Annotated in this window: 25 protein-coding genes; 18 read left to right on the top strand and 7 right to left on the bottom strand. The window is 72.2% G+C overall.

Going from position 1 to position 24,582, the window contains the following annotated elements; translation table 11 throughout:
* Window positions 1-127 precede the first annotated feature (127 nt).
* Complete coding sequence (locus QSK34_RS11080) at window positions 128-958, bottom strand: polysaccharide deacetylase family protein (RefSeq protein WP_285582851.1); 831 nt, start codon at window positions 956-958, stop codon at window positions 128-130.
* Window positions 959-1,334: 376 nt separating this feature from the next.
* Between QSK34_RS11080 and QSK34_RS11075 the strand changes: the two genes are divergently transcribed.
* From QSK34_RS11075 to QSK34_RS11055, 5 genes are all read left to right on the top strand, one after another.
* Complete coding sequence (locus tag QSK34_RS11075) at window positions 1,335-1,985, top strand: SRPBCC family protein (RefSeq protein WP_161479131.1); 651 nt, start codon at window positions 1,335-1,337, stop codon at window positions 1,983-1,985.
* 33 nt (window positions 1,986-2,018) lie between these two features.
* The gene (locus tag QSK34_RS11070; protein ID WP_285582849.1) at window positions 2,019-2,915 is read left to right on the top strand and encodes a hypothetical protein; all 897 of its coding nucleotides are present in this window, start codon (window positions 2,019-2,021) and stop codon (window positions 2,913-2,915) included.
* A gap of 101 nt (window positions 2,916-3,016) precedes the next feature.
* Window positions 3,017-3,661, top strand: coding sequence for a DsbA family oxidoreductase (locus QSK34_RS11065; RefSeq protein WP_030454281.1), 645 nt, complete (start codon window positions 3,017-3,019; stop codon window positions 3,659-3,661).
* 304 nt (window positions 3,662-3,965) lie between these two features.
* Entirely contained in the window at window positions 3,966-5,984 is a 2,019-nt protein-coding gene (locus QSK34_RS11060; RefSeq protein WP_285582846.1) for a hydantoinase/oxoprolinase family protein, read from the top strand.
* On the top strand, window positions 5,971-7,791 hold the full coding sequence (locus QSK34_RS11055) for a hydantoinase B/oxoprolinase family protein (RefSeq protein WP_285582844.1): 1,821 nt from the start codon (window positions 5,971-5,973) through the stop codon (window positions 7,789-7,791). The genes QSK34_RS11060 and QSK34_RS11055 overlap by 14 nt, the downstream gene beginning before the upstream one ends.
* A 4-nt stretch (window positions 7,792-7,795) precedes the next feature.
* On the opposite strand, the gene QSK34_RS11050 is transcribed toward QSK34_RS11055, so the two are convergent.
* Together QSK34_RS11050 and QSK34_RS11045 are read right to left on the bottom strand one after the other, a co-directional pair.
* On the bottom strand, window positions 7,796-8,344 hold the full coding sequence (locus QSK34_RS11050; protein ID WP_285582842.1) for a DUF1707 SHOCT-like domain-containing protein: 549 nt from the start codon (window positions 8,342-8,344) through the stop codon (window positions 7,796-7,798).
* Between the two features lie 10 nt (window positions 8,345-8,354).
* The gene (locus QSK34_RS11045) at window positions 8,355-8,909 is read right to left on the bottom strand and encodes a uridine kinase family protein (protein ID WP_285582840.1); all 555 of its coding nucleotides are present in this window, start codon (window positions 8,907-8,909) and stop codon (window positions 8,355-8,357) included.
* Window positions 8,910-8,977: 68 nt separating this feature from the next.
* Here QSK34_RS11045 and QSK34_RS11040 point away from each other — a divergent pair, with 68 nt between their 5' ends.
* Both QSK34_RS11040 and QSK34_RS11035 read left to right on the top strand, forming a co-directional pair.
* Window positions 8,978-10,126: a CaiB/BaiF CoA transferase family protein gene (locus QSK34_RS11040; protein WP_285582838.1), complete on the top strand. Its 1,149-nt coding sequence runs from the start codon at window positions 8,978-8,980 to the stop codon at window positions 10,124-10,126.
* Window positions 10,123-11,622 (top strand): carboxyl transferase domain-containing protein, encoded by a 1,500-nt coding sequence (locus QSK34_RS11035; RefSeq protein ID WP_285582836.1) that lies wholly within the window; start codon window positions 10,123-10,125, stop codon window positions 11,620-11,622. Before QSK34_RS11040 ends, QSK34_RS11035 begins: the two co-directional genes overlap by 4 nt.
* A gap of 108 nt (window positions 11,623-11,730) precedes the next feature.
* On the opposite strand, the gene QSK34_RS11030 is transcribed toward QSK34_RS11035, so the two are convergent.
* The 4 genes from QSK34_RS11030 to QSK34_RS11015 are packed head-to-tail and all read right to left on the bottom strand — an operon-like array spanning window position 11,731 to window position 14,255.
* On the bottom strand, window positions 11,731-12,147 hold the full coding sequence (locus tag QSK34_RS11030; protein WP_161479140.1) for a hypothetical protein: 417 nt from the start codon (window positions 12,145-12,147) through the stop codon (window positions 11,731-11,733).
* Window positions 12,144-12,602 carry a hypothetical protein gene (locus QSK34_RS11025; protein WP_062345665.1) on the bottom strand — a complete coding sequence of 153 codons (459 nt, stop codon included), beginning with the start codon at window positions 12,600-12,602 and terminating at the stop codon, window positions 12,144-12,146. The genes QSK34_RS11030 and QSK34_RS11025 overlap by 4 nt, the downstream gene beginning before the upstream one ends.
* A gap of 50 nt (window positions 12,603-12,652) precedes the next feature.
* The gene (locus QSK34_RS11020) at window positions 12,653-13,435 is read right to left on the bottom strand and encodes a carbon-nitrogen hydrolase family protein (RefSeq protein ID WP_285582830.1); all 783 of its coding nucleotides are present in this window, start codon (window positions 13,433-13,435) and stop codon (window positions 12,653-12,655) included.
* Window positions 13,365-14,255 (bottom strand): DUF418 domain-containing protein, encoded by an 891-nt coding sequence (locus tag QSK34_RS11015; protein WP_285582829.1) that lies wholly within the window; start codon window positions 14,253-14,255, stop codon window positions 13,365-13,367. Before QSK34_RS11015 ends, QSK34_RS11020 begins: the two co-directional genes overlap by 71 nt.
* 13 nt (window positions 14,256-14,268) lie before the next feature.
* On the opposite strand from QSK34_RS11015, the gene QSK34_RS11010 reads away from it, so the two are divergent.
* The 11 genes from QSK34_RS11010 (at window position 14,269) to QSK34_RS10960 (ending at window position 24,581) form a co-directional block, all read left to right on the top strand.
* A complete protein-coding gene (locus tag QSK34_RS11010) occupies window positions 14,269-15,432 on the top strand; it encodes a pyridoxal phosphate-dependent aminotransferase (protein ID WP_285583980.1) in 1,164 nt (387 codons plus the stop codon).
* Window positions 15,433-15,586: 154 nt separating this feature from the next.
* A complete protein-coding gene (locus tag QSK34_RS11005; RefSeq protein WP_285582828.1) occupies window positions 15,587-16,645 on the top strand; it encodes a C45 family autoproteolytic acyltransferase/hydrolase in 1,059 nt (352 codons plus the stop codon).
* Between the two features lie 76 nt (window positions 16,646-16,721).
* Window positions 16,722-17,642 carry a carbamate kinase gene (locus QSK34_RS11000; RefSeq protein ID WP_285582826.1) on the top strand — a complete coding sequence of 307 codons (921 nt, stop codon included), beginning with the start codon at window positions 16,722-16,724 and terminating at the stop codon, window positions 17,640-17,642.
* Window positions 17,643-18,740: a barbiturase gene (bar, locus tag QSK34_RS10995; RefSeq protein WP_161479145.1), complete on the top strand. Its 1,098-nt coding sequence runs from the start codon at window positions 17,643-17,645 to the stop codon at window positions 18,738-18,740. It abuts the gene before it with no gap.
* Window positions 18,741-19,156: 416 nt separating this feature from the next.
* Window positions 19,157-19,717 (top strand): SseB family protein, encoded by a 561-nt coding sequence (locus QSK34_RS10990; RefSeq protein WP_285582823.1) that lies wholly within the window; start codon window positions 19,157-19,159, stop codon window positions 19,715-19,717.
* Window positions 19,718-19,942: 225 nt separating this feature from the next.
* Window positions 19,943-20,602 (top strand): prepilin peptidase, encoded by a 660-nt coding sequence (locus QSK34_RS10985; protein WP_285582821.1) that lies wholly within the window; start codon window positions 19,943-19,945, stop codon window positions 20,600-20,602.
* A 25-nt stretch (window positions 20,603-20,627) separates the two neighbouring features.
* Entirely contained in the window at window positions 20,628-21,806 is a 1,179-nt protein-coding gene (gene aroC / locus QSK34_RS10980) for a chorismate synthase (protein WP_030454264.1), read from the top strand.
* Between the two features lie 11 nt (window positions 21,807-21,817).
* Window positions 21,818-22,327, top strand: a complete 510-nt coding sequence (locus QSK34_RS10975) for a shikimate kinase (protein WP_285582818.1) — start codon at window positions 21,818-21,820, stop codon at window positions 22,325-22,327.
* Window positions 22,324-23,406: a 3-dehydroquinate synthase gene (gene aroB, locus QSK34_RS10970; protein WP_285582816.1), complete on the top strand. Its 1,083-nt coding sequence runs from the start codon at window positions 22,324-22,326 to the stop codon at window positions 23,404-23,406. Before QSK34_RS10975 ends, aroB begins: the two co-directional genes overlap by 4 nt.
* The gene (gene aroQ / locus QSK34_RS10965; protein WP_285582814.1) at window positions 23,399-23,827 is read left to right on the top strand and encodes a type II 3-dehydroquinate dehydratase; all 429 of its coding nucleotides are present in this window, start codon (window positions 23,399-23,401) and stop codon (window positions 23,825-23,827) included. The genes aroB and aroQ overlap by 8 nt, the downstream gene beginning before the upstream one ends.
* A gap of 1 nt (window position 23,828) precedes the next feature.
* Window positions 23,829-24,581 (top strand): SGNH/GDSL hydrolase family protein, encoded by a 753-nt coding sequence (locus QSK34_RS10960; protein WP_285582812.1) that lies wholly within the window; start codon window positions 23,829-23,831, stop codon window positions 24,579-24,581.
* The last annotated feature ends 1 nt before the right edge of the window (window position 24,582 follow it).

Raw genomic sequence — 24,582 nt, 5'->3', positions numbered from 1 at the left:
GACCCGGACCGCGCCCGCGCCTCCCGACCTCCCGCGGACCTGGACTAGTGGGGCCCGACCGGCGCCGTCCTCGGGCACCGCCGACAGCCGTGCCGCCTGGACCGACCGTCTCGAGGCAGGCGCCTAGTCATGACGTGGTGGGGAGGAGTTCGTCCAGGTAGGCGCCCAGGTCGCCGAACGAGAAGCCGCGCTTCTCCACCTTCCGGACCAGCCGGGCGAAGTCCTTCGCCAGCGGCGGCCGGAAGTGCAGGAGCAGGATGTCGCCCGGATGGAGCTGTTTGTCGGAGGCCTGGTACGCGATCCGCGCGTTCGTCTGGACCGAGGCCGTCCACAGGACCATGGCCCGCATGCCGCACTTCTCGGCGGCGGTCAGGGTGGTGGCGTTCCACGAGCCGAACGGCGGCCGGAACAGTTCCGGCGCCCGGCCGATGTGCTTGCCGATGACCTTCGCCGCGCCGCAGATCTCCGCCTTCTGCGCCTCCAGGCTGAGGGTGCGCAGGTCGGGGTGGGTGAGGGTGTGGTTCTCGATCGGCACGCCCAGGTCCTTGAAGTAGGGCCAGCCGCCCGCCCCGACGTACGTCCAGCCCTGTCCGGCCTCCTGACCGCCCTTGGCCTCGACGGCGTCCCGGGTCGGGAAGACGGTGATCGGGATCCCGCGCTCCCTGACGATCCGGGCGAACCCCGGATCCTGCTCCCACCCGTCGTCGATGGTGAGGAAGACGACCTTGCGCCCGGTCGGGACGCTGCTGATGACGGGGAACCCGTCCTCCTTCATCCGGCGTACCTCACCGGGGCGCGGCAGCCCGCTGGGCGTGGGCGACGGGGACGGCGACGCGGCCGCTTCCGGCGGCGGGGCGGCCGGCGGCGACGGAGCCTCCTCCGGTGGCGGAGCGGCCACGGGCGCCGAACAGCCGCTCAGCACGAGGGCCGACAGGATGATCGCGAAGCCCCGGCGCATGACCCGCCATCCTAGCCGCGAGCGCGGCGACGGGCATGGGACACCACGGTCGCAGTGCAGCGGGCATCACGACGGGGCACCACGGCAGCGCATCACGACGGGGCACCACGACGGAGGCGAGTGGCCGGGCGAAGCGGTGGGGCGAAGTGGGTGCTGTGCGTCGGCGGCGCATGGCTCACATGCGCGCCTGGTGCGGGGCCGGGTTCGTCGGCGTGCTCGGGGACGTGTCCGGTGGGGGCGGGTCTACGCTGGTGATCGTCGACCTGTGGGGGTTGGTGAACATCTGCACGGTGTGCGGGCTCCCCGGCGGCAGATGTTGCCGTACTCGCCGGTCGCCTGGATTCTCTAGTGTGCTCGGCAACCGAGGGAGGTGGCCGTGAAGGTCGTCGGCAGTGCCCTGATCGGGGCGGAACGGTCGAAGGTCTGGGACGCTCTGCAGGATCCCGCCGTGCTGGTGCGCACGATCCCCGGCTGCCAGCGCCTGGAGGCGGTCGGGAGCGACGTCTACACCATGACCGTCTCGGCGGGCGTGGCGTCCATCAAGGGCATCTACCAGGGGCAGGTCGCGCTCACCGATCCCGAGGAGCCGGAGGCCTTCGTGCTGAAGGCGCGCGGGCAGGGGGCGCCCGGCACGGTCGACGCGACCGTGCGGGTGCGGCTCACCGAGGAGGACGGCGGCACCCGGATCGACTACGACGCCGACGCCGTCGTGGGCGGCATGGTCGGCGGGGTCGGGCAGCGGATGCTCACCTCCGTCGCCAAGAAGATGGCGGGGGAGTTCTTCACCGCCGTCGAGAAGGACATCCTCGCGGTGCCCGCGATCTTCCCCGGTGCGCCGGTCGCCGTCGAGGGGCAGCCGGTGGGGGAGGCGGCCGTCTTCACCCGTGCCGAGACCCCGGTGACCGGCGGCGGGCGTGACCGCGGGCCGCGCGCGTGGCCCGTTCTGGCGGCTTTCGGGATGGGTGCCGGGATCGCCCTGGGAAGCGCCGTCATCGGCTGGCTTCTCGGTCGTGCCGGGAAACGGTAGCGATCGGGCGATCTTTCGGCGTAACTTGTCCGCATGCGGGAGTCGCACGCGGAGGACGCTCGGGCAGAGGCACGACGGCTGACCACCGACCTGCTGGGGGAGGACCGCCCAACGGCGGCCACCCTCCTGAGGGAGGCGCAGGCCGTGCTCGGCCGTGAACGCACCCGCCGCGTGGCGGACCTGGTCCGTCTCGCCCCACTGACTCGGCGTTCAGCCGAACTGGCGGCCGTCGCCGCGCTCCTCGTCGGGACCGATGAGCTCGGCGGCGGTTGGTGGACCGTCAGCCGCGACGGAAAACTGCCCGCGCCGGAAGAGGCGCTGGTCAAGGCGCAGCCGATCGAGCCGTGGGGTGACCTGACCGTGCTCGAGACGCTGGCCGCGTGGGTCTCCGACGACGTCGCCGACACCCTGTGGGGCACGCCCGTCGGCACCGCCGACCTCAACTCCTGGCAGGCCGAAGACCGGGTCCCGGTGCCGCCCGGCGCCAAGGCCGGGGCCAGGCTGGTCGTCTCGTTCGACGCGGGCGGGCGGCTCGACGCCGTCGTGGTCCGGCGGCTCGACGACGAACTCGGCACCAACCTCGACTTCAACTCCCTGCGCTACGCCCGCCCGGCCGAGGCCCAGTGGTCGTGGGGCGTCGCGGCCGGCCTGGGGCCCCACCCGCTGCCGGGGGAGGAGCCCAGCCCGTACGGCCGGGAGATCGACCCGAAGACCGGCCACGTGCTGCGCGAGTGGACGCTCCGCTACGGCGCCACCACCGAGGAGACCGGGCCCGCCTGGCAGACCGTCGGCGACGTCGTGGCGGCCGTGGAGCGGCTCGACTGGATGTGGCGCAGCGCCGAGTGGTTCGCCTGGTGGCGGGCGGTGTCGGCGCTCATCGACGGCCACGACGACCAGCTGACCGAACGGCTCCACGACCTTGCCCGTTAGCGAGCTGCGGGCGGCCGAAGGCCGGCCGCAGCTCGCGTCATGAATCTGCCCGATAGACAGGGCGGGAATTCGGTCGTGGCCCGTGCGGGTTGCAAGCCGGTGTGAAGGTTGAGATCTTTTCCGACGTCGTCTGCCCCTGGTGCTACATCGGGCACACGCGGTTCCGCGCGGCCGTCCGCGCCTACGGCAAGCCCGTGCAGGTCGCCTACCGGCCGTTCCAGCTCTCCCCCGAGTCCGTCAGCGACGGCACCCCGCTCACGACGTGGCTGGAGCGCAGGTTCGGGCGCCAGGCCCTCCAGATGATCGACCGGGTGGTCGGCGTCGCCGCCGAGGACGGTCTCGACCTCAAGTACGACAAGGCCATCGGCGCCAACACGCTGGAGGCCCACCGGCTGATCTGGCTCGCCCAGCGCGACGGCCGGGCCCCCGAGATGGCCGACCGCCTGTTCCGGGCCCACTTCACCGACGGTCTCGACGTCGGCGACGCCGCCGTGCTGGCCAAGCTCGCCGCCGAGGTGGGGGTGGACGACACCGGCGAGGGCGCCCCGGAGGTCCGGGCCGAGATCGACCGGGCCCGTGAGCTCGGCATCAGCGGCGTGCCGCTGTTCCTGTTCGAGGACAAGTACGCCGTCTCCGGCGCGCAGCCGGTCGACGTGCTGGTCGGGGCGCTGCGGGAGGTCGAGGAGCGCGAGCCGCTCTCGGTTCCGCAGGGCGACGCGTGCGCCGACGGCTACTGCCTCATCTGAGCCGAAACACCGATTGGGCCCCGACCGTATCCGAGTCCGGCTCAGGTCTTCGAGCTGAGCCGGAACCTGGATTTCGGGCGACCGAAAATAATCCAACGATGTGAACAACCGATGTGACCGCCCTCCCCGGAGAGCCCGTGCCGGAACCCCGGCCCGGTCGGCCTCATGGCCGCTGACCTGGGGCCCCACGGACCCGGGCGGGCGGCGGTTCACCACCTCGCCGGGCAGGCTGTGACGAGTATTTTGGGATTCTTCGGCATAACCCGCTGATTCCCCACGTCGGGCAGGTCGGTAGAAACGGGGCATGTACAGCGTCCGAATCGGTGTCGACACGGGTGGCACGTTCACCGACGTGGTGCTCGTCGACGAGCGCACCGGGCAGATCGTGACGACCAAGACCCCGTCGACGCCGTCGAACCCGGCCGACGGGTTCCTCGCCGGCGTCGCCAAGGTCCTGGAGCTCCACGGCGGCGGGGTCGACCTGGCGAGCGTCTCGGCGCTGGTCCACGGCACCACGGTGGCCACCAACCAGCTCCTGGAAGACCGTCCCGACCGGTCGGACCATCTTGGCTTCATCACCACCGAGGGCTTCGAGTTCATCCTGGAGATCGCCCGCCAGAGCGTCCCGGACGGCTACGGCAACTCCTACTTCTGGGTGAAACCGCCCCGGATCGTGCCGGTGCACCGGGTGAAGACCGTGCCGGGCCGCCTCGACCACACCGGCGCCGAGGTCCGGCCCTTCTCCGAGGACGACGCGACGGCCGTCGCCCGCTGGTTCCGCGACCAGGGCGTCACCGCGATCGGGGTGTGCTTCCTGCACGCGTACGCCAACCCCGCGCACGAACGCCTCATGCGCGACGTGCTGGCCCGCGAGCACCCCGAGGCCGTGGTCTCGGTGTCGAGCGACGTGCTCCGGGAGTACCGCGAGTACGAGCGCTCGGTCACCACGCTGGTCGACGCCGCCGTGAAGCCGATCATGCGGACGTACATCGGCAACCTGTCCGAGCGGCTCGGCCGGGGCTTCTCGGTGATGAAGAGCAACGGCGGGGTGCTGTCGGCGGCCGAGGTCGTCAACCAGCCCATCACCACCGTCCTGTCCGGCCCGGCGGCGGGCGCGCTCGGCGCCGCCCTGATCGCCGGCACGGCGGGCCGGCCGAGCGTGATCACCCTGGACGGCGGCGGCACCAGCACCGACGTCGCCGTCATCGTCGACGGGGAGCCCTCCCAGACCACGGAGGGCTCCATCGGGCGTTACCCCTGCAAGATCCCCATGATCGACATCGTCACCGTCGGGGCGGGCGGCGGTTCGGTGGCGTGGATCTCGCCCGAGGGGACGTTGAAGGTCGGCCCCCGCTCGGCGGGGGCCGACCCCGGCCCGATCTGCTACGGCAAGGGCGGCACCGAGGTCACCGTCACCGACGCCCACGTCTTCCTGGGCCGGGTCCCGCCCCACCTGCTCGGCGGCGAGATCCCGCTCGACGCGGCGGCGGCGCGGGCCGGGATCGAGAGCCTGGCCGCCAAGCTCGGCCTCACCCCCGAGCGCTGCGCGACCGGCATCCTGGAGATCAGCGCCTTCAACCAGTCGAACGCCATCCGCCAGATCACCGTGAAGCGCGGCCTGGACGTGCGCGACTTCCCCATGGTCGCCTTCGGCGGATCCGGCCCGCTGCTGGTCTGCCGGCTGCTCGACGTGCTGGGCCTCAAGAGCGCGATCGTGCCGCCCGACCCGGGCAACGTGTCGGCCTTCGGCCTGCTGACGGTGGACGTCAAGAACGACTACGTCCGCACCCATGTGACGACCGACCCCGACCCGGACGAGATCGAGGCGGTCTTCCGCGACCTGGAGGCCCAGGCCGCCGAGGCGCTGACCCGCGAGGGCTTCACCGACCACGTGTACGTCCGCACCGCCGACCTGCGCTACTACGGCCAGGCCTACGAGGTGCGGGTGCCCGCCGACGGCGACGTCGAGGCCCGCTTCCACGAGGCGCACCAGAGGCTCTACGGCTACGGCTACCGCGACGACCCCCGCCACGCCGTCGAATGGGTCAACCTCCGGGTGAGCGGGATCGGCCCCATCACCCGCCCGGCGCTGGCCCGCCGCCCCGAGCAGTTCGAGGAGCCCACTCCGATCTGCACCCGCGACGTCCACTTCGACGGCTGGGCCCGGACGGTGATCTACCGCCGCCGCGACCTCGGCGCCGGGGCCGTGGTGCACGGCCCGGCGGTCATCGAGGAGTACGGCTCCACGCTCCCGGTGCACCCCGGCTTCACCGCGACCATGGACGACTACGGCAACCTGGAGGTGCGCCGTGAGCTTGGCTGACCCGATCCTGATCGAGATCGTCGAGGGCACGCTGGCGTCGGTCGAGATGGAGGTGGAGACCGCCATCGCCCGGACCGCCCGCTCGCCCATGATCCGCGACGCGCACGACTTCCGGGCCGGCATCCACGACGTCCGGCTGCGCAAGCTGACCGGGCGCTCCTACAGCGCGCTCGTGCAGCCGATCGTGCGCGACTTCCCGATCGAGACGATGAACCCCGGCGACGTCTTCTTCCACAACGACGTCTACCTGTCCGAGGGCGGCATCGGCCACCTGCCCGACCTGTGCGTGACCGTGCCGGTCTTCCACGAGGGCCAGGTGGTGGCGTTCGTGCAGGCCTTCGGCCACCACGACGACATCGGCGGGGCGTGTCCCGGCTCGATGCCCTCGGGGGCCCGCAGCGTGTTCGAGGAGGGCCTGATGGTGCCCCCGATCCGGCTCTGGGACCGGGGCGTGCCCAACGACGCCGCGCTGCGGATCATGACGCGCAACTCCCGCATGCCCGACTCGCTGGCCGGCGACCTCGACGCGGAGTGCTCGGCCTGCCTGATGGGCGCGCGGCGGCTGGGCGAGCTGTTCGACCGCTACGGCCGCGCGGCCGTCGAGGCGTGCTTCGACGCGATCCTGGCCAAGACGACCGAGACCTTCCGCCGCGAACTGCTGGCGAAGATCCCCGAGGGCGTGCACGTCTGGGAGGACTACGCCGAGCACGACGGCGTCGACGAGCCCCGCCTGCACGCCCAGCGCATCACCCTGACCGTCGACCACAGCGCCCCCGAGCCGCTGGTGATCGACTTCACCGGCACGTCACCGCAGGCCAAGGGCCCCATCAACCACGCCGGCGACTACGCCGACGGGGTGTTCCTGAAGAAGTGGCTGGCCCCGATCCTGCGCAACCTGGCCGACACCCCGGAGCGCATGGCCGAGCTCGACGTCAACGAGGGCGTCGTCCCGCTGATCAAAATGGTCTTTCCGGAGAAGGGCACCCTGCTCACGCCGATCTTCCCCGCGCCCACCAACGCCCGCACCTTCGTGATCCTGCGGTTGCTGGGCGTGCTGGCCGGGGTGCTGGCCAAGGCCACCGGCGGCCGGATGCCCGCCGACCAGGAGACCATCCGCTACACCGGCGTCTACGGCCACGACGCGGCGGGCGACGACTACCTGATGCGCGAGGTCCTCGGCGGCGGCTCCGGCGGCCGCTGGTACGCCGACGGCGAGGACACCATCCACGTGGTCCCCGACTCCCGCAACATCCCCGTGGAGTTCGCCGAGGCCCGCTGGCCCCTGCGGGTCGAACGCCTGGGCCTGGCCGTCGACAGCGGCGGCCCCGGCCGCTACCGGGGCGGCCTCGGCTACGACAAGCACATCCGGCTGCTGCGCGACGCGTCGTTCATGAGCATCGCCGACCGCTCGATCCTGAGCTGCTGGGGCGTCAACGGCGGCCGGGCCGGACGGCCGTTCGTGGTGACGGTCAACGGCGTCGAGATGGACGGGCTGGTCGACGACTTCCCCGTGCGCGAGGGCGAGATCGTGCGCGTCCGCACGACCGGCGGCGGCGGGTGGGGTTCCCCCTTCGACCGCGAACCGTCGCGGGTCGCCGACGACGTGCGGGACGGGAAGGTGTCTCTCGACGCCGCCCGGGAGGACTACGGCGTGGTGTTCTCCGACGGCCTGACGGTCGACGAGGCGGCCACCGAGGCGCTGCGGGCGCAGCTGCGGGCGCCGCAGGAGGCGTTCTTCGACCGGGGGCCGGGCTTCCCGAAGTTGTCGGGCGGCCTGCCGCACGCGGAGGTCGACGTCCGGCCGTAGGGGCTCAGCGTTTCAGCCAGCGGAAGCGGCTGGTGGCCGGGTAGCGGATGCGCAGTCGTCCGTAGCCCAAGCGGCCCGTCACCCGTATGTGCGGGCGGCCGGGCACGGGCGCGCCCGGGACCTTGGAGAACACGCCGCCCCAGTCGGTCTGGACGCCGTCGGCGTCGGCGGTCGCGCCGGGCGGCAGGACGATCGTGGCGCTGCCGTAGGCGAGGTCGAGCTCCACGTCGATCCGGTCGTGTTCGATCACCGCCTCGGACAGGTCGAAGTGGGGGTGGGCGTATTCGGCCTCGACGCGCAGCGTGCGGGGGACCCGCCAGGCGCCCTTGCGGACGACGCGGCCCGACCGCGTGCGGATCGTCACCACCTCGCCCGGACGTTCGGGCAGGTCGGCGGTGAGCGCGGCCAGGTCGCCGCAGGAGACGGCGGTCAGGGCGCGTTCGACGCGCTGCTCCATCTCGCCGGGGGCGAGGCGGCCGTCGGCGTACGCCGTCTTGAGGCGGGCGACGGTCGATTCCCGGTCCTGGTCGGAGGCGCGGGCTTCCTGGTCCATGGCCGCCAACCTAAGCCCAGACGACCTCGAACGTGACGCCGTCGACCCGGGCGTCCGGCACGACCGGATTCCGGGCGAACCAGGCGTCCTCGGCGGCGGTCCACGTCACCCAGTCGGCGGTGTGCTCCGCGCCGTCGCGGGCCAGGACACGGGCTCGCCGGAGTTCCCGCGGTACCTCCACCCACACCCGGATGGCCGCCGGGCAGGAGGCACGCCCCACGCTCACCCCCTCGACGATCACCACTGCCGCCGCCGGCACCTCGACCCGTTCGGCGTGGACGCCGCGACGCCAGTCGTACCGGCGGAACGAGGCATTGGAGCCGTTTTGCAGTGGTCTGAGCACGTCGCGGGTGAGATGCGAAAACCAGGATTCGGGGCCCTGGTCCCAGGGGATGGGGAAGTCGTCGCTGTGCACCACGGGTGCGCCGTTCAGCGCCCCGGAGAGCAGGCCGGCGAAGGTCGTCTTGCCGGAGCCTCCCGGGCCGTCGACGGCCACCAGCCGGGACGGGCCGCACGACGGCTCCAGAAGGGCGATCCGGGCGGCCAGGTCGGCGATGGTCGGCATGCCCCGATCGTGCCAGCCCCCGTTGGTACGGGTAGCCTGCGGGCTCCCATCGGAATCGGAGGACGATCGTGCAGGGACCCCTCACCGGTGTCGTGGTGCTCGACCTGTCCCGGGCGCTGGCCGGGCCCCACGCGGCCCAGATGCTCGGTGATCTCGGCGCTGACGTGATCAAGGTCGAGCATCCGCAGGGCGGGGACGAGTCGCGCGGCTGGGGGCCGCCCTTCGTCGGCGACGTGTCGACCTACTTCCTGTCGGCCAACCGGAACAAGCGGTCGATCACGCTCGACCTCAAGGACCCCGGCGACAAGGACGTGCTGACCCGGCTGATCCGGCAGGCCGACGTCCTGATCGAGAACTTCCGGACCGGGGTGCTCGCCCGGCTCGGCTTCTCCACCGACACGATCGCCGAGCTCAACCCGCGCATGGTGGTGTTGTCGATCACCGGGTTCGGGCACGACGGGCCCGAGGGCGGCCGTCCCGGCTACGACCAGATCGCCCAGGGCGAGGCCGGGCTGATGTCGATCACCGGTCCGCCCGGTCAGCCCCACCGCGCCGGGCCCTCGATCGCCGACCTGCTGGCCGGCATCCACGGCGCCTACGGCGTCGCCGCCGCCCTCTACGAGCGCGAGCGCACCGGCAGGGGCGGGGTGGTCCGGACCTCGCTGCTGGCCTCGGTCGTCGGCGTGCACGCCTACCACGGCACCCAGTGGACGGTCGCGGGCCAGGTCCCCAAGGCCAACGGCAACCACCACTCCTCGATCGCGCCCTTCGGGGCCTTCCGCTGCTCCGACGGCATGATCCAGATCGCGGCCGGCAACGAGGGCCAGTGGCGGAAGGTGGCCGCGCTGCTCGGCGTCGACCCCGACCGGCCCGAATACGCCACCAACCGCGACCGCTTCGCCCACCGCGACGAACTCGTCGCCGAGATGGAGAAGACGCTGACCACCGAGACCCGCGACCACTGGCTCGGCCGGCTCGCCGACGCCGGGGTGCCCGCCGGGTCGATCCGCACCATCGACGAGGTCTACGCCTGGGACCAGACCCTCTCGCAAGGGCTGCTCGTCGAGGTCGACCACCCGGACCTCGGCCCGATCGGGCTGCCCGGCCCGGTCCTGCGCTTCGACCACCACCCGCCCGGCCGGCACACCGCCCCGCCCGCGCTGGGCGCCGACAACGAGGCGGTGCTCGACTGGCTCAAGGGGAAAGAGGCGCGGTGAACCCCGAGAGACCCGACGCGCGCACCCTGATCGGGGTCGTGCTCGACCCCGGCTCGTGGGTCTCCTGGGACCGGCCGCCCCGTCAGACGGCCCCGCCCGGCTCCGACTACGCCGGCGAACTGGCCGCCGCCCGGACCGCGTCGGGCTACGACGAGTCGGTGATCACCGGTGAGGGGCGGCTCGACGGCCGCCGGGTCGCCGTGGTCGCCGGGGAGTTCTCCTTCCTCGCCGGGTCGATCGGCGTCGCGGCGGCCGAACGCCTCGTCGCCGCCGTCGAGCGCGCCACCGCCGAACGGCTGCCGCTGCTGGCCGCGCCCGCCAGCGGGGGCACCCGCATGCAGGAGGGCGCGCTGGCGTTCGTCCAGATGATCAAGATCACCGCCGCGGTGACGGCGCACAAGGAGGCCGGCCTCCCCTACGTCGTCTACCTGCGCCACCCGACCACCGGGGGCGTGTTCGCGTCATGGGGGTCGCTGGGCCACGTCACCGCCGCCGAACCGGGCGCGATGATCGGCTTTCTCGGACCGCGCGTCTTCGAGTCCCTGTACGGCTACCGCTTCCCCAAGGGCGTGCAGGAGTCGGAGAACCTGTTCGCCCACGGCCTGGTCGACGCGGTGGTCCCGGCGGCGCAGGCGCGCGAGATCGCGATCCGGGCGCTCGGCGTGTTGTGCGCCTCGAAGGACCTCCCGCCGCTGCCCCCGGCCGCCGAACCCGAGCCGAGAACCGACGTCCCGGCCTGGGACGCCATCGTCAGCTCCCGGCGCGACGACCGCCCCGGCGTCCGGACCCTGCTGAAACTGGCCGCCGCCGACGTCACCCCGCTGAACGGCACCGGCGCGGGCGAGAGCGACCCCGGCCTCCTGCTGGCCCTGGCCCGCTTCGGCGCGGCCCCCGCGGTGGTGCTCGGCCAGGACCGGCGCGGCGCGCGGGCCGGCCTCAAGATCGGCCCGGCCGGGCTGCGGGTGGCCCGCCGGGGGATGAAGCTCGCCGAGGAGCTCGGCCTGCCCCTGGTCACGGTCATCGACACGGCCGGGGCCGAGTTGTCGAAGGCGGCCGAGGAGGGCGGCCTGGCGGGGGAGATCGCCCGCTCGCTGGCCGACCTGGTCATGCTCGACGCCCCGACGGTCTGCCTGCTGCTCGGCCAGGGTTCGGGCGGCGCGGCCCTGGCCCTCCTCCCGGCCGACCGCGTGCTCGCCGCCCAGCACGCCTGGCTCTCGCCGCTGCCCCCGGAGGGCGCCTCGGCGATCCTCTACCGCACGGTCGACTTCGCCCCCGAGATCGCCCAGGCGCAGGGGGTGAGGGCGGCCGACCTGAAGCGGGACGGCATCGTCGACCGCATCATCGCCGAGTGCCCCGACGCGGTCTACGAGCAACCGGCGTTCACGAAGAGGGTGGCCAGGGCGTTGGAAGAGGAGATCGCCGCCCTCCTGGCCGAACCGGCCCACGACCGGGTGGACCGGCGGATCGCCCGATACCGAGCCGTCGGAACGACCTGACCTCGGCCCGCCCACCCGGGGATTGAGCTCATGGTGCCACCCGTGTCCGACGTTTTCCGCACGGCCGACCCGGCCTTGTGCAGAGCCGGATCGGCTTGGAAAGCCGGTCTAGCCGGAGGTGAGGGGGATGGAGATGCGCTCGACCCGGATCGAGTGCACCTCCTCGCGGGGCACCACGACCTCGTAGGCGCCGTGGTCGACCAGCCAGTAGCCGAGGGCCTCGGCCTTCATGCCGCTGTGCCCGGTGTAGGCGATGTGCAGCCCGCCCTCCTCGCCGTCGTCCTCGTCGAGGACCAGGCAGGGCTCGCCGCCGAACTCGCCGACGGTGCGCAGCAGCACGAGGCGGTCGAGCTCCTTGGTCGTCACGGCCAGGCGGTGGTAGCCGCGGCCGCGCTCGAAGCCCGGCTCGGCCGTCTCGCTGAACAGGACGACGTCGTCGCCGCCGGGGCCGATGGCGGCCGGGTAGTTGCGGCCCCGGTAGGTCGCCATGAACCCGAGGCCGACCGGTTCGACGTCGCCGCTCATGCGGCCGGCCGCCACGAGAGGCCGTCGAAGGCCGCGAACAGGCGCTCGCCCTGCCGGGTGAGGTGGACGATCTCGGCGCCCGCCGGGATCGGCATGGGCATGGTGTGGAACTGCGGCACGACGTGCTCCCGCGAGGCGGTGAAGCCGTTTCCGGCGAAGGGGGGCGAATCGCTCCAGTCGCCGCCCATGTGGGGGCCGTAGGGAACGACATAGGTGTCGATCTCCCGCGCCAGCCAGCGCAGGATGTAGAGCTCCGGTACGCCCGGGACCAGCTCCGACCCCTCGAAGGAGAGGTCGAGCGCGTCGACGATCGCCCGGGGGGTGGTCAGCCGCTCGCAGTCCTGCACCCGGTAGACGTACCCGGAGATGACGGTGCGCCGTCCGGCCAGGTATGGCACGAGCAGGCGCGGTGGGATCACCTTCTGCATGCGTGTGCTGTGCCCTGGCTCACTCATGGGGGACAGTTTACGAGCGATTGACTTCCTCACCTCCCGTTAGGAGGGATTCACCCGCCAATGTCCCCGATTGTGAATCGTCGGTGCAGCAGGGCGGGCAGCGCCGTCCTGACCGCTTCGGTCCGGGCCGGGTCGACCACTCCGGAGCCCACGCCGGGCGCGGGGCCGAGAGCCCTGGTCACCACGCCCATCGGGTCGACGAGCATGCTGTGCCCGATCCCGAAGCCGTCGGTGTGGGGCGGCTGGCCGACGGCGACGGTCCAGGTGGTGTTCTCGATCGCGCGGGCCCGGACCATGGTGGTCCAGTGGTCCTCCTTCAGCGGCCCGGCGGCCCAGGCCGCGATCACCGCGAAGACGTCGGCGCCCTGGTCGACCAGCTTCCGGAACAACTCGGGGAACCGCACGTCGTAGCAGGTCGCCAGGCCCACCCTCAGCCCGGCCACCTCGGCCACGACCGGCTCTGGCCCTGGGCTGACGAACTCCGACTCCCGCGACCCGAACGAGTCGAACAGGTGGATCTTCCGGTACGCCGCCTTCAGCGCCCCGTCGGCGTCGACGGCGACGGCGGTGTTGGCGACCCGGTCGCCGTCGGGCTCCCAGACCCCGGCGATCACAGCGGTGCCGGTGTCGCGGGCGGCCTCGCGGAGACCGGTCACGAACGGCCCGTCGAGGGGTTCGGCCACCTCGCCGATGTGCCGGCCGAACCGGCTCAGCGTGGCTTCGGGGAAGACGACGAGGTCGGCGTCCGCGGCGGCCAGCGCCTCACGCACGGTCTCCAGGTTCTTCTTCGGCTCGTGGTCGATCGGGATCTGCCCCAGCGCTACTACGGTCACCCGCAACAGTCTGCCTGTTGGGGACCGCCTTCATCCAGGTGAGGCACCGCCAGATCCACTCCAGGGGCCCGTAGCGGAACCGCGAGAGCCACCACGCGGAGAACCCCCACTGGACCACCAGGGTCACCACCGTGACCACGACCACGGAGAAGAACGACTCCGCCCCGGCCGCGATGATCACGAAGGAGCTGGTGACGTAGTTGGTCAGCGCCATCCGCCCCAGCGGCTCGAACAGCCGGGGGCTCAGCAGCAGGAACCCCGACGCGTAGACCGCCGCCCCGGCCAGCGCCGAGGGGAACCCCCCGACGGGGAAGAACACGACCGCCGCGCCCACGCTGATCAGGAACACCGTCAGGCTCGGCCTCGGCCCGCCGTGGTCGACGCAGGCCAGGCCCAGCAGGAACAGGCCGCCGATGAGGATCCACGGGCTGCCCTGCACCACCGCCCAGGCCACCACGGCGGCCCCGAGCACCGGGTTGAGCCACCTCGGCAGGTAGCTGGCGGGCAGCAGCACGCCCACGCCGAGCAGGGCGTAGGGGAGCAGCACCTCGCCGGGCATCAGCCACCAGTGGCCGGCGCCGAACAGGGCCAGCACGGCCAGCCGCCGCAGCATGATCAGCCGGTCGTCGTGGGAGCGCAGGAACAGGGCGAAGCTGACGCCGAACAGGAACGAGAAGATCGGGTAGAACCGGCCCTCGGCGAAGGCCATGAACGCCGCGCCCTCTTCGGGACGCGGGTCGGCGTGCTGCCAGGTGTTCACGAGCATGATGCCGCAGACCGCGAACCCCCGTAGAGAGTCGAGCTCGCGGATCCTGGCCATGCGAACAGAGTAAATTGTGCGGGTGCTAGTTGGACGTATGAGGGAATTCGGCCCGACGATTTTCGCCGAGATGACGGCGTTGGCCGTCAGAACGGGCGCGATCAACCTCGGCCAGGGGTTCCCCGACGAAGACGGCCCCGCCGCGATGCTCGACGTGGCGACCCAGGCCATCCTGGGCGGCCGCAACCAGTACGCCCCCGGCATCGGCGTGCCCGAGCTGCGCCAGGCGGTCTCCGAGCACGCCAAGGAGACCCAGGGCCTCTCCTACGACCCCGATACCGAGATCCTGGTCACCGTCGGGGCGACCGAGGCCATCGCGGCGGCGGTGCTGGCCCTGGTCGAGCCCGGCGACGAGGTGATCGTCTTCGAGCCCTACTACGACTCCTACCCGGCCGCGATCGCGCTGGCCGGGGGCACCCGCCGGGCGGTGCCGCTGCGGCCCGTCGACGGCCGCTTCACCTTCGACCCGGCCGACCTGCGGGCCACGCCGAAGACCCGGGCGATCATCGTCAACTCGCCCCACAACCCGACCGGCACCGTCTTCACGCCCGCCGAACTGGAGACCATCGCCGCGTTCTGCCGCGACCACGACCTGATCGCCATCACCGACGAGGTCTACGAGCACCTGACCTTCGACGGCGTCCCGCACGTCTCGCTGGCCACCCTCCCCGGCATGCGCGAGCGCACGGTCCGGATCTCCAGCGCCGGGAAGTCGTTCTCGGTGACCGGCTGGAAGACCGGGTGGATCTGCTCGACGCCCGAGCTGGTCACGGCGGTGACGGCGGTGAAGCAGTTCCTGACCTTCACCTCGGCCGTGCCCTGGCAGCTCGCCGTCGCCCACGCGCTGCGCCACGAGCTCGGCTGGGTGACCCGTCTGCGCGACACGCTCCAGGCCAAGCGCGACCGCCTGTCGGCGGGGCTGGCCGGGGCCGGGTTCGAGGTGCTGAAAACGGCCGGGACCTATTTCGTGCAGACCGACATCCGGCCGCTGGGGCTGAGCGACGGGCTGGAGCTGACCCGCCGGCTGCCCGAGCTGGCCGGGGTGGTGGCGATCCCGACGCAGGTCTTCTACGACCACGCCGAGACCGGGCGTCACTACGTCAGGTTCGCGTTCTGCAAGCGTGACGAGGTCATCGACGAGGCGGTCGACCGGCTGACGTCGCGGCGGCTGGGCTGAGCGGCCGGTGAGCGCCGGGCCGCCGGCCGCCGTTCCGGCGGCGGTCGGGGCGGGGAGGGCGGAGCCGTAACGGAGCATGATCGGCTGTTAACAGGTGATGAGGATCACATTTCGGAGTCAGTTGGAACGATCCACCAATGAGATGCTCAATAGTGTGACCCGCGCCTATACCTCTACCGTCAGTGATCCCTTCGACCGCGGCCATGAATTCGGGCAGGCGCACAGCGCCGACATCGCCCGCACCGTCGCCACCTACGCCGAGGTCTTCCGGCGCAAGGCAGGGGGGCGGCAGCCCGACCTGACCGAGCTCGGCAAGCTCGGCATGAAGGCGATCGAGGCGTGGGCGCCCGACCTCGCCGAGGAGATCACCGGAATGGCGGAAGGCGCCCGTCTGCCCGTGACCGATCTCGCCGCGATCAACGCCCGGACCGAGATCCTGTCCTACCTGGGCGGCGCGCGGGAGAGCGAGTGCTCCGCGGTCGTCCTGCTCGGCGACGACGAGGACGCCCCGCCCGTGGCGGTGCAGACGTGGGACTGGATGCGCCAGATGGCGGCCGGCTGGCTCGTCTGGACCATCCCGTTCCCCGACGGACGCGTCACCACGACCCTCACCGAATACGGCGTCGTCGGCAAGATCGGCGTCAACAGCAGCGGCCTGGGCCTGCTCTTCACCCGCCTCCACCACGACGACGACGGCGCCGACGGGATCGGCCTGCCGGTCCACGTGGCCGCCCGCCGGGTGCTCGACGAGTGCGACTCGGTGACCTCGGCCGCCTACACGCTCACCACGGCCCCGGTCACGGCCTCCTCGTCGCTGAACCTGGTCTCCCACGGCCCCGGCGGAAACGCGGCGGTGACCTGCGAACTCCACCCGGGCGGACCCGGGTGGAGCGTTCCGGAGGACGACGGCATGCTCGTCCACACCAACCACTTCCTCGACCCGCGCGTGGTGCCCAGCGACCCCTATCCGCGCCTGCACCCCGGCACTCTCATCCGGCGCGACCAGTTGCGGCGCGGCCTGCGGCGGCACACCGCCAGGCCCGACGCGGCGACGGTCCGCAAGGTGATGGCCCGGCACGCCGGCGGCGTCTGCCACCACACCGAGCCCGGCCACGACGACGACCACATCACCCTGGCGACGGTCGAGCTCGACCTGAAGAACGGCGAGGTGCTCGCCACCGAGGGCGGACCGTGCGGACGGCGCACTTGGTGAATCTTGCCCAGGGTCATGACCTTCGACGGCGAGAGTCGCCAATGCCGGGGAGATGGGCGGCGGATAGTTTCGCCGTGTGACGGGTGAGCGTGTCCTGATCGCCCTCGGCGGCAACGCGATGACCGCGCCGGACGGCTCCGCCGCCCCGGCCGACCAGAAGCGCGCGATCGAGCGCGCCATGACCCATGTCGCCGACCTGATCGGCCACGGCCACCGGGTGGCGATCACCCATGGCAACGGCCCGCAGGTCGGCAACATCCTGCTGAAGAACCAGCTCACGGCCCATGTGGTCCCCCCGGTGCCGCTCGACTGGTGCGGCGCGCAGACCCAGGGCACCCTCGGCGCGCTAATCATGAACGCCTTGGACCCGATCCCGGCGGCGACCGTGGTCACCCGCACCCTCGTCGACCCCGGCGACCCGGCCTTCCACGACCCCGTCAAGCCGATCGGCCAGTACTTCTCGGTCGTGGAGGCCCGGCGCTTCCAGGCGCTCGGGCAGACGTGGCGGGAGTTCGAGCGCGGCTGGCGCCGGGTGGTCGCCTCGCCGCGCCCGGTGCAGATCCTCGACGCGGCCCCGGCCGTGGCGCTGATGGAGGCCGGTTACACGGTCGTGGCGGCGGGCGGCGGGGGAGTGCCGGTCGTCCGCGACGCCGACGGCCGGCTCCACGGCGTGGAGGCCGTGATCGACAAGGACCACGCCGCCTGCGCCCTGGCCCAGGCGGTCGGGGCGGACATCCTCGTCATCGCGACCGACGTCCCCCACGCCATCGCCGGATACGGCACCCCCGAGGCCCGCCCGATCGGGAGCGTGACGCCGAAGGAGATGCGGGTACTCCAGGCCGAAGGACATTTCGCCAGCGGCAGCATGGGCCCGAAGGTCGAGGCCGCGCTGCGTTTCGTCGAGGAGGGCGGCGCCAAGGCAGTGATCACGTCACTGGACAACATTGCCGCCGCCATTTCAGGAAATATCGGTACAACGGTTAACCGGGAGAGTTAGATGCCGGACCCCATCGAGGTACGCAAGGTCGCCATCGAGAGCGTGACCGACGCGTCCGGGCTCGCCAAGCTGATCGACGACGGCGTGATCGAGGCCGCCCGCGTGCTGGCCGTCATCGGCAAGACCGAGGGCAACGGCGGCGTCAACGACTACACCCGCATCCTGGCCGACCGCGCCTTCCGCGAGGTCCTGGCGAGCAAGGGCCACCCGTCCCCCGAGAGCGTGCCGCTGGTCTGGTCGGGCGGCACCGACGGCGTCCTGTCGCCGCACGCGACCATCTTCGCCACGGTCGACCCGGCGTCCGCGCCGCAGAGCGACGAGCCGAGGCTGAGCGTGGGCATCGCGATGAGCGAGGTCATCCTCCCCGAGGACATCGGCCGCCCGGCCATGGTCGAGAAGGTCGCGGCCGGCGTCCGCGAGGCGATGAAGATCGCCGGCATCGACGACCCGCGCGACGTCCACTACGTGCAGACCAAGACCCCGCTGCTCACCCTGTCGACCATCAACGACGCCAAGTCCCGCGGCCACGACGTGATCACCGAGGACACCGGCCCGTCGATGGACATCTCCAACTCCACGACCGCCCTCGGCATCGCCGTGGCCCTGGGCGAGATCGAGATGCCGACCGCCGACCAGATCCACCGCGACCTGTCGCTGTACTCGTCGGTCGCGTCGTGTTCCAGCGGCGTCGAACTCGACGTGGCCCAGATCGTGGTCGTCGGCAACGTCCGCGGCATCGGCGGCCGCTACCGCGCCGGCCACTCGGTCATGAAGGACGCCCTCGACACCGACGGAATCTGGGCGGCCATCCGCGACGCCGGCATCGACCTGCCCGACCGCCCCCACCCCAGCGACCTGGGCGGCCGCCTGGTCAACCTGTTCATGAAATGCGAGGCCGACCCGACGGGCAGCGTGCGCGGGCGGCGCAACATCATGCTCGACGACAGCGACGTCCACTGGCACCGCCAGATCAAGGCGACGGTCGGCGGCGTGGCGGCCAGCGTGACGGGCGACCCGGCGGTCTTCGTCAGCGTCGCGGCCGTCCACCAGGGGCCCAGCGGCGGCGGCCCGGTCATCGCCATCGCCGACCTGGGCTGAGCGCCGTCACTTTCCCGACAGCTCCGTCACGGCTCGGATTTTCAAGACGGCTCCGTTACGGCTCCGCCGACAGCGGCACCGCCCGCCGCCCACAGTGGCGGGCGGTCACCCGGCGCTCCGCACCCGCTTGGGCCGAGCGCCGCCACGGCTCATGCCCGGCGACTTCACCGGTCGATCCAGACTTGGCGGCGGGCGACGGCCCGCCCGCCCGGGACGACGTCATGGTCGCTCAGGCGGCCGATGTTCTTCGTCTCCATGCCTGTGCCCTGTGGGGAAACGGCGTCCGGGAGGGCGGCGGGTGACGGCCCGCCCGCCCGGGACGACGTCATGGTCGCTCAGGCGGCCGATGTTCTTCGTCTCCATGCCTGTGCCCTGTGGAAAACGACGTCCTGGCCGGGCGGGTATCCTCGCCCTTCGTGCCTTCGATTCCGCAGCCCCTGGTGCCCGACGACGACGGGCGGGCCGACGCCGCGCTGGCCGCGACGCTGGCCGGCTTCCAGACCGGGGCCGCCACGGTCGCCGACGTGCTGACCGCCCTGGGGCCCGCCCGGCTGCTGGTGCCTGTCGTGGCGCTCCTCACCGAGGCCGAGGTCGGCGAAGACGGGCTCAAGCGGGAGAAGGAGAGCGAGATGGCCCTCCCCAAGCTCGTCGGGCAGGACGGGCGGATGGCCGTGCTCGCGTTCACCGGGGTCGAGGCGCTCGCCCGGTGGCGGGCCGACGCGCGGCCCATCCAGGCCTCCGCGTCGCAGGTCTGCAAGGCGGCCGTGCACGAGCAGGCCGCGGCCGTGGTCATCGACGTCGCGGGCCCTGCGCCGTTCGCGGTCGAGGGGTCCATGCTGCACGCGATGGCCGCCATCGAGGACGCCGCCGCCCGCAGGAGCCTCGACGTCGACGTGCCGGGGGTGACGGTGGCCCGGTTCGAGGCCGAGCCGCCGAAGAAGAGCTGGTGGCGCCGCAAGGGCTCTCCACAGTCGTAACGCGCATCGGAACCGGTGACGAAATGACGAACTGCTGGCGGTAGGGGTTTCTTCGCGGTCTTGACTGCGCCGAACCGGCGACGAAAGCCGAACGGGTGGCGACAGAGGGTCTTCCGCAGTCGTGATGGGGCGCCGGGGTAGAGGAACTGGTCGCCTCGCAGGGGTTTCCACACTCGTAACGTGCATCGGGACCGCGCACCCGCAGGAGGGGTTAGGGTCGGCCGCGTGTTGTCTTGGGGGCTGCTCGTGCTGCTCGGCGTGGTCGCCGGGCGTTACGCGCGTGAGCTCGCCGGAGGGTTCACGCCCGAGCCCGACGACACCCGCAAAGAGGCACGCGCGGCGTTACGCCACACCGTCGGCGTCGTGCCGGTCCCGCGGCGGCCCTTCGTCGTCGAGGGGGTCACGGGGCTGCTGTTCGGGGTTCTCGCCTGGCGCTACGCCGCGACGCCCGAGCTGGTCCCCGCGCTGCTGCTGGCGGCCTGGGCCGGAGTGGTGCTCACCGTCACCGACCTGCGCACGTGGCGGCTGCCCGACGTCGTGACGCTGCCCGCCTATCCGGTCCTGCTGGCCGCCCTCGCCCCCACCGGGCGGCTGATGGTCGCCACGGCCTGCGGGCTGGCGATGGCCGGGATCTATCTCGTCCTGTGGTTCGGGCGGCCCTCGGGAATCGGGTTCGGCGACGTGAAGCTCGCGGGGCTGGTCGGGCTCGTCTCCGGAGCGGTCAGCGTCGACGCCGCCATCGTCGCCGGGGTGGGCGGGCAGCTGCTCGGCGGGCTGTGGGCATTAGGGCTGCTTATCACCCGGAAAGGCACCCGGACCAGCGAGTTCCCCTTTGGCCCCGCTATGATCGCGGGCGCGCTGGCGGCTCTGCTGGCGGGAGCTTAACCGCACATCTGAAAGACTTGGTCCCATGCTGCGCTGGTTGACCGCCGGGGAGTCCCACGGCCCCGAACTCATCGCGATCCTCGAGGGCCTGCCCGCCGGGGTCGAGATCACCACATCCGAGCTCGAAGAGGCGCTGCGCCGCCGGCGTCTCGGCTACGGGCGCGGCGCCCGCATGAAGTTCGAGCAAGACGAACTGACCATCTCGGGCGGCGTCCGCCACGGCCGCACGCTCGGGTCGCCGGTCGCCATCCGCGTCGGCAACACCGAGTGGCCCAAGTGGGAGCAGGTGATGGCGGCCGACCCGGTCGACCCCGCCGTCCTCGAAGGGCTCGCCCGCAACGCCCCCCGGTCGCGTCCCCGCCCCGGCCACGCCGACCTGGCCGGCATGCAGAAATACGGCTTCGACGACGCCCGGCCCGTCCTCGACCGGGCCAGCGCCCGTGAGACGGCCGCCCGGGTGGCGCTCGGCCAGGTCGCCAAGAACTTCCTCAAGCAGGCCCTCGGCGTCGAGATCGTCAGCCACGTCCTGTCGATCGGGTCGGCCGCGACCCCGTCGATCGAGCTGCCGACCCCCGCCGACCTGGCACGCATCGACGACGACCCGGTCCGCTGCTTCGACCCCGAGGGCAGCGCGGCGATGGTCGCCGAGATCGACAAGGCCCACAAGGAGGGCGACACCCTCGGCGGCGTCGTCGAGGTCGTCGTCTACGGCCTGCCGCCGGGCCTCGGCAGCTACACCCACTGGGACCGCCGCCTCGACGCGCGGCTCGCCGCGGCCCTCATGGGCATCCAGGCGATCAAGGGCGTCGGCGTCGGCGACGGCTTCGAGACCGCCCGCCGCCCCGGCTCGCGCGCCCACGACGAGATCGAGAACACCGAGAACGGCGTCCGGCGCATCACCAACCGGGCCGGCGGCGTCGAGGGCGGCATGACCAACGGCGAGCCGCTGCGGGTCAGCGCCGCCATGAAGCCGATCTCGACCGTGCCGCGGGCGCTGGCCACCATCGACGTCGTCACCGGCGAGGCCGCCAAGGCCCACCACGAGCGCTCCGACGTGTGCGCCGTGCCGGCCGCTGCGATCGTCGCCGAGGCCATGGTCGCGCTGGTGCTGGCCGACGCCGCCGTCGAGAAGTTCGGCGGCGACTCCGTCGAGGAGGTGGCCCGCAACGTCTCCGGCTACCTGTCCTCGCTGATCATCAAGTAGGGGGAGCGTCCATGCCTGTCGTGGTGCTGATCGGCCCGCCGGGGTCCGGCAAGTCGACCACCGGCGAACTGCTGGCCGAGCGCCTCGGCGTCGCCTTCCGCGACACCGACGCCGACGTCGAGCAGGTCGCGGGCAAGCCAATCGGCGAGATCTTCTTCGACGACGGCGAAGAGGCCTTCCGCGCCCTCGAGGCGGCGGCGGTCGGGAAGGCGCTGGCCGAACACGAGGGGGTGCTGTCGCTCGGCGGCGGCTCGATCCTCGACGCCGCGACCCGCGAGCTGCTGGCCGGCCACACCGTGGTCTACCTGAAGGTCGGCCTCGACCAGGCGGTCAAGCGCGTCGGCCTCGCCTCCGCGCGCCCGCTGCTGGTGCTCAACCCCCGCAGCCAGCTCCGCAAGCTGATGGAGGAGCGCAGGCCCCTGTACGAAGCCCTCGCGGTCCTCACCGTCCCCACCGACGACCTGGAGCCCGGCGAGGTGGCCGACCAGATCCGGGCCGAGCTCAAGCTGGAGAGCGAGTGACCGTCACCCGCATCCCCGTCTTCGGCGACAGCCCCTACGACGTCGTCGTCGGCGCCGGCGTCCTGGGCGAGCTGCCCGGTCTGGTCGGCGAGAAGGCCCGCACGGTCGCCGTCGTCCACCCGGTCACCCTGCCCGAGCTGGCGGGCCCGGTGACGGGCGTGCTGGAGAAGGCCGGATACGACGTGCTGGCCCTCCCGGTGCCCGACGCCGAGGCGGCCAAGGACGTCCAGGTGCTCGCCTCGCTCTGGTCGGCGTTCGGGCGTCACGGCATGACCCGGACCGACGTCGTCGTGGGCGTCGGCGGCGGGGCCACCACCGACCTGGCCGGGTTCGCGGCCGCCACGTGGCTGCGCGGCGTGCGGGTCGTCCAGGTCCCGACCACGCTGCTGGCCATGGTCGACGCCGCCGTCGGCGGCAAGACCGGCATCAACACCCCCGAGGGCAAGAACCTCGTCGGCTCCTTCCACCCCCCGGCGGGCGTGTTGTGCGACCTCGCGACGCTGGTGGGCGTGCCGCGCGACGACTACGTCGCCGGGCTGGCCGAGACGATCAAGGGCGGGTTCATCGCCGACCCCGAGATCCTCCGGCTGATCGAAGACGACCCCGAGGCCGCCCGCCACCCCGAGGGCGCCCACACCCGCGAGCTGATCGAGCGCAAGATCCAGGTCAAGGCCGACGTCGTCGGCGCCGACCTGAAGGAGAGCGGGCTGCGCGAGATCCTCAACTACGGCCACACCCTGGCCCACGCCATCGAGCGGGTGGAGAACTACACCATCCGCCACGGCGAGGCGGTCGCGATCGGCCTGGTCTACGCCGCCGAACTCGGCCGACTCTCGGGCCGGGCCGACCTGGTGGCGCGCACCCGTTCGATTCTGACCTCGGTCGGTCTGCCCACGGTTTACCGTGAAGACGCCTGGCCCCGGTTGCGTGAGCACATGAAGATCGACAAGAAGGCGCGGGGGGCCAAGCTCCGGTTCGTCGTGCTCGACGCGCTGGCCGAGCCGTCCCGGCTCGAAGACCCGTCCGAGGAGTTGCTGGAGGCCGCCTACCAGGCGGTGAGCGGAGGCCCCCATGCGTGACGTCCTGGTGCTGAACGGCCCCAACCTGGGCCGGTTGGGCACCCGCGAACCCGACGTCTACGGCGCCACCACGTTCAAGGACCTGGTGCTGATCTGCGAGAGCGCCGGTCGCGAACTGGGCCTTGCGGTCGAGGTCCGGCAGACCGACGACGAGGCCGAGATGGTGCGCTGGATCCACGGCGCGGCCGACTCCCGCACCCCCGTGATCCTCAACCCGGCGGCGTTCACCCACTACAGCTACGCGCTGCGCGACGCGCTCGCCCAGCGCACCGCGCCGCTGATCGAGGTGCACATCTCCAACCCGGCCGCCCGGGAGGAGTTCCGCCACACCTCGGTCGTGGCGGCAGTCGCCAACGGCACGATCGCCGGTTTCGGCGTGCAGTCCTATGTCCTGGCCTTGCGAGCCATCGCGGAGATGTGAGATGTACGGGTCGTTCGTCGCCCTCGGCGACAGTTTCACCGAGGGCCTCAACGACCCGGGCGTGAACGGTTCCTATCGTGGCTGGGCCGACCGGGTCGCCGAGACCCTGGCCGCCCAGAACCCCTCTTTCACGTACGCCAACCTCGCGGTCCGCGGCCGCCTGCTCGATCAGGTGGTGGCCGAGCAGGTGCCGAGGGCGATCGAGATGCGCCCCGACCTGGTCAGCTTCTGCGCCGGCGGCAACGACCTGCTGCGCCCCGGCAGCGACCCCGACAAGATGGCCAAGACCTTCGCCGGCGCGGTCAGGGCGCTGCGGGAGACCGGCGCCGACGTGCTCGTCTTCACCGGCGTCGACCCGCGCGACACCCCGATCATGCGCCGCGCGCGGGGCACGTTCGCGACCTACTACCTGCATGTCCGCTCGATCGCCGACCTCTACGGCTGCCGCCTGGTCGACCAGTGGTCGATGCAGGGCCTGCGCGACTGGCGCGCGTGGAGCGACGACCGGCTTCACATGAACGAGCACGGCCACCGTCTGGTCGCGGCCAGGGTGCTCGACGTGCTGGGCGTACCGGGGCAGGAATGGCGCTTCACCTGGCCGCCCCGCGACAAGGTCGACCCCAGGGCCAAGCGCCGGGAAGACGTGGAGTGGCTGCGCGAACACCTGGGCCCGTGGGTGCTGCGGCGGCTGCGTGGGACGTCGTCCGGAGACAACGTCAGCCCCAAACGTCCAGATTTGTCGCCTTTCGACTAAT

Origin of the sequence: Herbidospora sp. NBRC 101105 (assembly GCF_030269205.1) — a bacterium.
Classification (GTDB): domain Bacteria; phylum Actinomycetota; class Actinomycetes; order Streptosporangiales; family Streptosporangiaceae; genus Herbidospora; species Herbidospora solisilvae.
The sequence above is the reverse complement of the archived record's forward strand: the minus strand, read 5'-3'. Positions and strand labels throughout refer to the sequence as shown.

Coding starts and splice junctions, on each gene's coding strand:
- QSK34_RS11060 (WP_285582846.1), top strand. CDS start 3,966: ATGTACAGCGTCCGAATCGGTGTCGACACGGGTGGCACGTTCACCGAC.
- QSK34_RS11050 (WP_285582842.1), bottom strand. CDS start 8,344: ATGGACCAGGAAGCCCGCGCCTCCGACCAGGACCGGGAATCGACCGTC.
- QSK34_RS11015 (WP_285582829.1), bottom strand. CDS start 14,255: ATGGCCAGGATCCGCGAGCTCGACTCTCTACGGGGGTTCGCGGTCTGC.
- QSK34_RS10960 (WP_285582812.1), top strand. CDS start 23,829: ATGTACGGGTCGTTCGTCGCCCTCGGCGACAGTTTCACCGAGGGCCTC.
- QSK34_RS11080 (WP_285582851.1), bottom strand. CDS start 958: ATGCGCCGGGGCTTCGCGATCATCCTGTCGGCCCTCGTGCTGAGCGGC.
- QSK34_RS10975 (WP_285582818.1), top strand. CDS start 21,818: ATGCCTGTCGTGGTGCTGATCGGCCCGCCGGGGTCCGGCAAGTCGACC.
- aroC (WP_030454264.1), top strand. CDS start 20,628: ATGCTGCGCTGGTTGACCGCCGGGGAGTCCCACGGCCCCGAACTCATC.
- QSK34_RS11030 (WP_161479140.1), bottom strand. CDS start 12,147: ATGAGCGGCGACGTCGAACCGGTCGGCCTCGGGTTCATGGCGACCTAC.
- aroQ (WP_285582814.1), top strand. CDS start 23,399: ATGCGTGACGTCCTGGTGCTGAACGGCCCCAACCTGGGCCGGTTGGGC.
- QSK34_RS11070 (WP_285582849.1), top strand. CDS start 2,019: ATGCGGGAGTCGCACGCGGAGGACGCTCGGGCAGAGGCACGACGGCTG.
- QSK34_RS11045 (WP_285582840.1), bottom strand. CDS start 8,909: ATGCCGACCATCGCCGACCTGGCCGCCCGGATCGCCCTTCTGGAGCCG.
- bar (WP_161479145.1), top strand. CDS start 17,643: ATGCCGGACCCCATCGAGGTACGCAAGGTCGCCATCGAGAGCGTGACC.
- QSK34_RS11025 (WP_062345665.1), bottom strand. CDS start 12,602: ATGAGTGAGCCAGGGCACAGCACACGCATGCAGAAGGTGATCCCACCG.